Origin of the sequence: Acidisphaera rubrifaciens HS-AP3 (assembly GCF_000964365.1) — a bacterium.
In the GTDB taxonomy this organism is placed as follows: domain Bacteria; phylum Pseudomonadota; class Alphaproteobacteria; order Acetobacterales; family Acetobacteraceae; genus Acidisphaera; species Acidisphaera rubrifaciens.
Genome location: NZ_BANB01000136.1, coordinates 1 through 9,062, shown reverse-complemented (window position 1 = coordinate 9,062; position 9,062 = coordinate 1). Strand labels below are relative to the sequence as shown.

At 69.9% G+C, this 9,062-nt stretch carries 6 protein-coding genes; 3 read left to right on the top strand and 3 right to left on the bottom strand.

Features of this window, described 5'->3' with window-relative positions; all coding sequences use genetic code 11:
* The 3 genes from B8460_RS05095 to B8460_RS05085 form a co-directional block, all read right to left on the bottom strand.
* A partial coding sequence (locus tag B8460_RS05095; protein ID WP_084623250.1) for a Rieske 2Fe-2S domain-containing protein occupies positions 1 to 1,346 on the bottom strand: 1,346 nt, incomplete at its 3' end.
* 66 nt (positions 1,347 to 1,412) lie between these two features.
* On the bottom strand, positions 1,413 to 2,792 hold the full coding sequence (locus B8460_RS05090; protein ID WP_048860499.1) for an amidohydrolase family protein: 1,380 nt from the start codon (positions 2,790 to 2,792) through the stop codon (positions 1,413 to 1,415).
* Positions 2,789 to 3,799: an ABC transporter substrate-binding protein gene (locus B8460_RS05085; protein WP_048860498.1), complete on the bottom strand. Its 1,011-nt coding sequence runs from the start codon at positions 3,797 to 3,799 to the stop codon at positions 2,789 to 2,791. Before B8460_RS05085 ends, B8460_RS05090 begins: the two co-directional genes overlap by 4 nt.
* A gap of 118 nt (positions 3,800 to 3,917) precedes the next feature.
* On the opposite strand from B8460_RS05085, the gene B8460_RS05080 reads away from it, so the two are divergent.
* From B8460_RS05080 to B8460_RS05070, 3 genes are all read left to right on the top strand, one after another.
* A complete protein-coding gene (locus B8460_RS05080; RefSeq protein ID WP_048860497.1) occupies positions 3,918 to 4,814 on the top strand; it encodes a LysR family transcriptional regulator in 897 nt (298 codons plus the stop codon).
* Between the two features lie 73 nt (positions 4,815 to 4,887).
* Positions 4,888 to 6,915: a hydantoinase/oxoprolinase family protein gene (locus B8460_RS05075; protein WP_048860496.1), complete on the top strand. Its 2,028-nt coding sequence runs from the start codon at positions 4,888 to 4,890 to the stop codon at positions 6,913 to 6,915.
* Positions 6,916 to 6,918: 3 nt separating this feature from the next.
* Positions 6,919 to 8,892 (top strand): hydantoinase B/oxoprolinase family protein, encoded by a 1,974-nt coding sequence (locus B8460_RS05070; protein ID WP_048860495.1) that lies wholly within the window; start codon positions 6,919 to 6,921, stop codon positions 8,890 to 8,892.
* Positions 8,893 to 9,062: the final 170 nt, after the last annotated feature.

Sequence of the window (9,062 nt, the reverse complement as noted above, 5' to 3'; positions counted from 1 at the left end):
CGCACGCGCCGGCCGGGGGTGAAGGCGTCGTGGATGGTGGCGGACCCGCCGCGCGACTGCGCCTCCAGCAGCACGGCGATGCGCCAGCGCGCGCGGTCGGCCGGATCGCCGCACAGCGAATACTGCCGCACGATGCCGGTCGCCACGTGCACGTCGATATGCGCGCCCGGCTCGAACGCCGGCACCTCGCCGCCGCGCGCCGGCACCAGATCGAGGCAGACCACCCGCTCGGCCTGTCGCGTGACTCGGTCCACCACCATCTGCAATGTACCGATCGCGCCCGGGCCGCGCAGCATGCCGCCCGCCACCTTCACGCGCGGCGCGGGCGGCGGGGCGGCGCGCGCCTCCTCCTCGCCGTTCTGGCGCAGCAGGTCGAGCAGCCGCTTGCGCATGATGATGCCGGGCCGGTCGGACGGCATGTGCGCCTCGATGCGCGCCGCGATGTCCACCGTCGCGTCCCAGTCGGTGCTCTCCAGCACCTCGCGGTCCTCGTTGGTGATCTTCTGGTCCCACTCGATCAGCTTGGCGGTGGAACAGTCCTCCTCGCGGTCGTTGCGGTACAGCAGCTGCATCAGCTGGATGCGGTCGTCGTCGATCGGCGTCGCGCAGTTGATGATGATGTGGCGGATGCCGCTCGGGTACGTCATGTCCATGCGCCGGCAGAACGGCAGATACCAGTGATTCTCCATCGCCCGCGTCGTCATCGGCCGCGTGTCGCCGGTCACCTCGTGCGCCTCGGGCGGGTTGAGGATCTCGACGGTGGAGGCGGCATAGAATCCGTAATCCGTCTCGATGATCTCGTACGGTTTCGGCTTCGGGGCCGCGGCGTTGCCAAAGGTCGCGCGGTGGACGAACGAGAAATGCGCGTTGTCGAACGAGTTCTCCATCATCCGCAGCGGCGCGGTCCGCCATGTCTCATAGAACTGGAAGATGCGGCGGAAGCCGGGGTCGCGGTCCTCGGGGATGTCGAACAGATCCTCGATCGGCTCGTCGATCGACACCCACACATAGCCATAGCGCGCCATGCACCAGAAACTGTCCACCTTGTGCGACGGCAGCGGCTCGCCCGGCTCGAATTGCGGGATGCGGACAAGCCGGCCGTCGCCGTCATAGGTCCAGCCGTGATAGCCGCAGACGATGCGGCCGTCCTCGCACCAGCCCTTGGACAGTTTCGCGGTGCGGTGACAGCACCGGTCGCGCAGCGCGCGCGGCGCGCCCGCCGCGTCGAGGAAGACGACGATGTCGATGCCCATCAGCCGGAACGGCTTCGGCCCGGCATCCAGCTCGTGCAGCGGCATCACCGCGTACCAGAACTTGCGGAACAGCTCCTGTTGGGTGGTCAGCATGGCGACCTCTGTCGCAATCGCGCCCGGCCGATGCGGCTGCGCGGTGTTCGTCAGACGTTGAAAGGATCAGGCATTGAGACGTCGTACCACCGCGCCGGCACGCGCGGCCAGCGCCGCGTGATCGAGCCCGGGGATCGCGCCATCCTCTACCACGACCCGGCCGCCGCACAACGCGAAGCGCACGCGCGCGCCACCGCCGCAGGCGACCGGCGCCACCAGCGGATCATGCAGCCCGGCATAGCGCGGCGCCGTCAGGTCGAACACGGCGATGTCCGCCTGCTTGCCCACCTCGATCGTGCCGATCGCATCCAGGCCGAGCACCGCCGCCCCGCCCGCCGTCGCCCAGCGCAGCACGTCGTCGCACGTCACCGCCGCCGGCCCGCCCGCCGCGCGGTGCAGCAGGAACGCCGCATGCATCTCGCTGATCATGTCGCATGCCTCGTTCGACGCGGCGCCGTCGGCGGCGAGCGCCACGCGCCCGCCCATGCGATCCAGCGCCGGCGCCGGCGCGATGCCGGAGCCGAGCCGGCCGTTGCTCTGCGGACAATGCGCCATGCCGGTGCCGGTCGCCGCCAGCAGCGAAAGCTCCGCCGCGTCCACATGCACCAGATGCGCGAACCACACGTCGGGGCCGAGCCAGTCATGGTCGGCGAGCCATTGCACCGGCCGCATGCCATAGGTCTCGTGGCAATAGGTCACATAGGTCTGCGTCTCCGACAGATGGCTGTGCAGACGCAGCCCCATCTGCCGCGCCGCCTGCGCCAGCGGGCGCAACTCATCGCGCGCGACACCCCAGGTCGGCGTGTTCGGCGCCAGCACGACGCGCCGGCGCGCATCGGGGGCGGGGTCGTGATAGCGCTGCGCGATGTCCTGCACCCGGCGCAGCATCACGTCGATGCGCTCGTTCGGCGTCGGGACGATGTCGGGCGTGTCGAACCGCCGGCTGCGCGTGGTGCCGCCGCGCAGCAGCGCCATTCGCAGGCCCAGCCGCTCCGCCGTCTCGAACAGCACCGCCTCGGGCGCATAGTCATAGGTGTCGGCGAACAGGTAGTGGTGGTCTGCCACGGTCGTGCAGCCGGACAGCAGCAGCTCCGCCATCCCGACGGTCGCGGCGACGGCCAGCGCCTCCACGTCGAAGCGCGGCCAGTACGTATAGGGCACGCAGCGCAGCCAGGTTTCCAGCGGCGCGTCCATCGCCGCCGGCACCGCCTTCAGCATGCTCTGGAACAGATGGTGGTGCGCGCTCACCAGCCCGGGCGTGACGACGCAGCCCGACGCGTCGAGCACCCGCGCGCCCGGACGGTCCGGCACCGCGCCGACCGCCGCGATGCGCCCGCCCTCGATCAGGATGTCGCCCCTCGCGCGCGCGGCCGGACCCGCAAGCCCGGTCAGGATGCCGAGCGCGCCGCGCAGGATCACCGCGTCGGCGGCGGCGCGCTCCGTCATGCGGTGCCGTCCGGCATGATCCGCATGCCGTCGATGAACTTCGTGGTGAACGCCGCGCGCCAGTCGGTCTGCGGCGACAGGATCTTGCCCGCGACCAGGAAGTCGCGCGTCTTCTGCCACCGCGCGGCCGTCATGATGCCGAGCCCCATGGTCCGCGCGTCGCCACCGTCGAGGACATGCAGCGCCTTCATCTGCGCGATCGCATAGGCGATGCGCGCGTCGGTCATCTTGGGGTTGGCCTGCTTGATGAGCCGGTTGCCCGGCGCCGGGTCGTGCATGTAGTCGCGCCAGCCCAGCAGCGAGGCGCGGATGAAGCCGCGCACCGCGTCCGGCTGCCGCGCCGCGAACTCCGTCCGCGTCACCATCGTGGAGCCATAGGGCGGATAGCCGTCATCGGCGAACAGGAAGAAATTGACCTGCGCGCCCATCTGCTTCGCCTCGAACGGCTCGGACGTGCCATAGGCCTGCACCGCGACGTTGGGATCGATCAGGAACGGCTGCAGGTTGAACGTGTACGGCCCCGCCTGTTCGTCGGTGAAGCCGAAGCGCTGCTTCAGCCACGGCCAGAACGTCGCATAGGACGTGTTGGCGATCAGGATGCGGTGGCCCTTGAGCTGCGCGATGCCCTTGATGTCGGGATGCGTCATCAGCCCCTGCAGGTCGGACTGGAACGTCGTCGCGACCGTGACCACCGGCAATTTCCGCTCGATCGCCGACAGTACCTGGATGTCATAGCCCATGATGATGTCGGCCGCGCCGGCGGTGAGCAGCTGCAGCCCGTTCACCTGCGGGCCGCCCATGTCGATGGTGACGTCCAGCCCCTCGCGCTCGTACAGCCCGGTCGCCAGCGCCTGATAGTAGCCGCCGTGCTCGGCCTGCGGGAACCAGCTCGTCAGGTAGCGGATCTTGGTCTTCGTCGCGGCCCGCGCGCGGCGCGGTGTCGCGGCCGCCGCCGCTCCCGCGAGGCCGGCGGCGATGGCGTGGCGGCGGCTGAGGGCAAGCGGCATCGGGGCACCTGTGGCTGGAGGGGCGTCGCGCCATTGACACCCGCCGACCCGTGCCTTCAAAGCATCAAATAGGCGCTTGAGCGTGCTCATTTTAGCAACGCAAGACGGAGGGCCGTCCATGCTGCATTCCCGCCTGCTCGGCTACATCGACGAGGTCGCGCGGGCCGGGTCCATCCGGCGCGCCGCCGACCGGCTCGGCATCGCCGCCTCGTCGATCAACCGGCAGATCATCGCGCTGGAGGCCGAATACGGCGTCGCCCTGTTCGAGCGCCTGCCGCGGCGGCTGCGGCTGACGGTCGCGGGCGAGCTGCTGATCGCCCATATCCGCCACACCTTGCGCGAGCAGGAGGTGCTGCGCGCCCGCTTCCTGGAGCTGCAGGGCCGCCGCCGCGGCCTCGTGCGCATCGCCACCATCAGCGGCCTCGTACCCGGCATCATGCCGCGCCTGCTGGCCTGGATGCGCCAGCGCCATCCCTTCGTGAAGCTCGTCGTGCGGGCGATGCCGCTCGACGCGGTGATGGCGGCGGTGCTGGCCGGGGAGGCGGAACTCGGCCTCGGCTATCAGCTGCCGTCCGATCCGAAGCTGCGCATCGTCGCCCGTGCCGTCTCGCGCATCGGCGCCGTCGTGACACCCGGCCACCCGCTCGCCCGTCTGGCGGATGTCTCGCTCGCCGACTGCGCCGGCTTTCCGATGGTCATCCCCGACCGCTCGATCTCCATCGGCGCCCTGCTTGCCGAGGCGCTGGAGCGGAGCGCGATCGCCGTCGATACCGTGGTCGAGACGAACTCCATCGAGCTGATGCGCCGCGCCGCGCTGCAGGGCGAGGGCGTCAGCTTCATGAGCGAAATCGAGGCGGAGGCCGACGGCACGCTGCTCTTCCTGCCGCTGCGCGGCCCGCTGCCGTTGCAGCAGGAGCTGCGCCTCGTCACCCGCCGCGTCGGCGGCCTCGATCCGACGCAGAGCAAGGTCGCCGAAGAACTCGGCCAGATGCTGATGCGCGCCGCCCAGTCCTGAACGTCGCCGGCCGCTGGCATAACGATGACGACGCCGCTAGGCTCGCCGTCGCGCATGACAACGGGAGCGCCGCATGGCTCGTCTCAGGGTCGCCGTCGATATCGGCGGCACGTTCACCGATATCTGCATCCTTGACCAGACAAGCGGCCTGATCCGCATCGAAAAGACCGCCTCCACCCCGGATCCGATCGACGGCGTGATGTCGGGGCTGGAAAAGGCGGCGGTCGATCTGTCGGATGTCGTGCTGTTCTCCCACGGCACCACCGTCGCGACCAACGCGCTGATCACCCGGCGGCTGCCGCTCACGGCCATGGTCTGCACCCAGGGCTTCCGCGACGTCATCGAAATCCGCCGCGCGAACAAGGAAGACCTGTGGGACGTCTATAAGGACGTCGCCCGCCCCTATGTGCCGCGCCGCCACCGCCTGACGGTGCCGGAGCGCGTCGACGCCGCGGGTCAAATCGTCACGCCGCTCGACGAGGACGCGGCGCGCGAGGTGGGGCGCGTGCTGGCCAAGCGCGGCGTGGCCGCCGTCGCCGTCTGCTTCATGAACGCCTACATGAACGGCGCGAACGAGCGGCGGATGAAGGTCATCCTGACGGAGATGCTGCCGGGCGTGCCCGTCTCCACCTCGTCGGAGGTGCTGCCGGAGATCTTCGAGCACGAGCGTTTCTCCACCACCGTCGTCAACGCCGCCCTCAGCCCCGTCGTGGTCGACTACACGCGCCGCCTGTCCGACCGGCTGCACGGCGCCGGCTATGCGGGCGACCTGCTGCTGCTGCACACCGGCGGCGGGGTGATGACGGCGGCGGGCGTCGCCGACTATGCCGGACGCCTCGCCGGCTCGGGCATCGCCGCCGGCGCCATCGCCAGCCGTCATATCGCGAGCCAGTGCGGCTTTGCCAATTCGATCGGCCTCGACATGGGCGGCACCAGCTGCGACGTGTCGCTCGCCTACGAGGGGCAGTCGCGGGTGACTAAGGACTGGCATATCGAGTTCGGCTATCCGATCCGCTTCCCCAGCATCGAGGTGATGACCATCGGCGCCGGCGGCGGCTCGCTCGCCTGGATCGACGAGGCCGGCAGCCTGCGCAACGGCCCGCAATCGGCCGGCGCCAATCCCGGTCCCGCCTGCTATGGCCGCGGCAACACGGTGCCGACCAACTCGGACGCGAACATGGTGCTCGGCCGCCTCGGCGGCGGGCTCGCGGGCGGCAGCGTCAAGCTCGACGGCGCCCTCGCGCACGAGGCGGTGCGCACGGGCGTCGCCGCGCATTTCGGCCTGTCGGTGGAGGAAGCGGCGGACGCGATCCTGCGCGTCGCCAACGCCAACATGGCCGATGCGGTGCGGCTCATTTCCATCAGCCGTGGCTATGATCCGCGCGATTTCGCCCTCGTCGCCTTCGGCGGCGCCGGCGCGCTGCATGGCGTCGCGATCGCGCGCGAACTGTCGATCCCCGTGGTCATCGTGCCGCCCAATCCCGGCATCACCTCCGCGATGGGCTGCCTGCTAGTCGACGTGCAGCACGATCTGGCGGAAAGCTATCTGCGTCCCGCCGCCGACGCCGACCCGGCGGAGATCGAGGCGGCGTTCCGCAGGCTGGAGCACGAGGCCGCCGAACGCCTCGCGCATGAAAGCGTGGCGGCCGCCGACATCGTCATGCAGCGGACGGTGGACATGATGTACCAGGGCCAGTGGCGCTCGCTCGCCGTGCCCGCGCCGTCGCCGATCGGCGACATGGACAGCCTGATCGCCGCCTTTCACGCCCAGCACGCGCGGGAATACAATTTCCGCCGCGACGATGCGCCGGTCGGCCTGTTCCGCCTCAACCTCAAGGCGATCGGCACCGTGCCGAAGGCGGAGCTGGCGACGCATCCGATGACCGGCCACGTGCCGCCGCCGATGGCGACGCGCCGCGTCTGGTTCGCCGAGACGGGCGGGGCGGAGACGCCGGTTTACTGGCGCCCGGACATCGGCGCGGGCGCGACCCTGCGCGGCCCGGCGATCATCGAACAGCTCGACTCGACCACCGTCGTGCCGCCCGGCACCGTGGCCACCGTCGATGCCCGTCTCAACATCATCCTGCGCGCGGAGGGCTGAGCGATGGCCGGCGCCGACACCACCCTCGATCCCGTGACGTTCGAGGTGCTGAAGAACAGCTTCATCACCGCCGTCGATCAGATGGCGGAACAGATCCTCCGCACCTGCTATTCCTTCGTCATCTACAACCGCGACTTCTCTAACGCGCTGAACGACGCCAACGGCGACAGCGTGGCGCAGGGCAACCAGGACATCGCGGTGCATGTCGGCACCCTGCACTACACGTGCAAGGACGTGATCCGCTTCTTCCGCGACGACATGCGCCCGGGCGACGTGTTCGCGATCAACGATCCCTATGCCGGCGGCACGCATTTCCCGGACGTGCGGCTGGTCCGCCCGATCTTCGTCGATGACGAAGTGATCGGCTACGCGCAGTCCAACGGCCACTGGTCCGATGTCGGCGGCAGCGTGCCCGGCTCGTTCGACGTGCTGGCCCGCGACATGTTCCGCGAGGGGCTGCGCATCACCCCCGTGCGGCTGTTCGACGCGGGCGGGCTGAAGCGCGACGTCGCGCATCTGATCGCCAGCAACACGCGCGATCCCGTGTCGATCATCGGCGACATGCAGGCCCAGGCCGAGGCGACGAACGTCGCCGCCCGCGACATCATCCGCCTCGTCGGGAAATACGGAAAGGACACGGTGCTCGCCGGCATGGCGTCGGTGCAGGACTATGTCGAACGCGCGGTGCGTGCCCGCCTCGCCGCCCTGCCGGACGGGACGTGGGAGACGGCGGACTATATCGACCGCGACCCCTCGGCGGGCGAGGGGATGATCCCGATCCGCGTCAAGCTGACCATCGCCGGCGATCGCGTGATCTATGATTTCACGGGCAGCCATCCCTGCATCGGCTCGATCTACAACTCCGCCTTCGGCGCCACCTTCTCGGCCGTCGTCGCCGGCATGAAGACCTTCTTCCCCGACCTGCCGCTCAATTCCGGCTTCTACCGGGTGATCGAGGTGATCGCGCCGGAGGATACGATCGTCAACGCCCGCTGGCCGATCGGCGTCACAGGCTTCCTGATGCCGTTCGAGAAGATCATGAACTCGATCTACGAGATCTGGTCGCGTATCATGCCGGAACGCGCCATCGCCTGTGCGTTCAACCTCGAATATCTGCTCACCGGCGGTCACGACCTGCGCAGCGCGGACAAGCCGATCTTCATGTTCTACGACTGGCTGCCCGGCGGCTGGGGCGGGCGCAACGGGCGTGACGGCTGCAACGTCACCACCGCGTGCTTCGGCACCGGCCTGATGTCGCAGCCGGTGGAAGGGCAGGAGCGCGGCAATCCGATCCTGACCACCGAATACGAAATCCTCACCGACTCCGCCGGCCCCGGGCGCTGGCGCGGCGGCGCGGGCGTGCGCAAGACGAGCATCCTGCGCGAGGCGGAGCGCACCGTCATTTCCTATATATGTGACCGCGAGCGCGCTGTTGTCTGGGGCATCAACGGCGGCCTGCCGTCGATGCCGCATGGCCTGCACCTGCAGCGCGCGGGACAGGACACGACGGAATGGCTCGGCTCGGTGTTTTCCGACGTCGCGATCGGCAGCGGCGATTCCTTCAGCCGCCCGACCGCCGGGGGCGGCGGCTACGGCGATCCGCTGGAGCGCGACCCGGCGGCGGTGCGCGAGGACGTGGCGGACGATTACGTCTCCGTCGAGCGCGCCGCCCGCGACTACGGCGTGGTGCTGCGTGTCGTCGATCGCGATACCTGCGACTACGCGGTGGATACGGAAGCGACCGAGGCGCTGCGGGCGCAGATGCGCCGTGAGCGGCTGGACTGGATCGCGACGGACCCGGAGGAGGTCGCGCGGCGCTTCCGGGCCGGCGAGATCGACGCGCTCGACGCCGTGCGCCGCTACGGCGTCGTGCTCGACTGGGGCACCGGCACGCTGCTGCCGCGCTCGACCGAACAGTTCCGCGAGTCGTTCCACGCGCGCAGCGTCATCCATTGGGCGAAGCCGGCCGCGGAGTAGCCTACTTCCGCCGCAACGCGGGCGCGTGGCCGAACAGGGTCGCGAAGCCCGCGTCGCAGGCGCCCGCGAGCCCACGCGCGAGGTGCCCGCCATCGGGCGCCAGCACGCGCAGCGCGCACCCCGCCTCGTTCGGCAGCGCCGACAGGCCAGCGAGGCACCCTGCCGCGTCC

Excerpts from the sequence above, each read along its gene's own strand:
- B8460_RS05090 (WP_048860499.1), bottom strand. The coding sequence starts at position 2,792 with ATGACGGAGCGCGCCGCCGCCGACGCGGTGATCCTGCGCGGCGCGCTC.
- B8460_RS05085 (WP_048860498.1), bottom strand. The coding sequence starts at position 3,799 with ATGCCGCTTGCCCTCAGCCGCCGCCACGCCATCGCCGCCGGCCTCGCG.
- B8460_RS05080 (WP_048860497.1), top strand. The coding sequence starts at position 3,918 with ATGCTGCATTCCCGCCTGCTCGGCTACATCGACGAGGTCGCGCGGGCC.
- B8460_RS05075 (WP_048860496.1), top strand. The coding sequence starts at position 4,888 with ATGGCTCGTCTCAGGGTCGCCGTCGATATCGGCGGCACGTTCACCGAT.
- B8460_RS05070 (WP_048860495.1), top strand. The coding sequence starts at position 6,919 with ATGGCCGGCGCCGACACCACCCTCGATCCCGTGACGTTCGAGGTGCTG.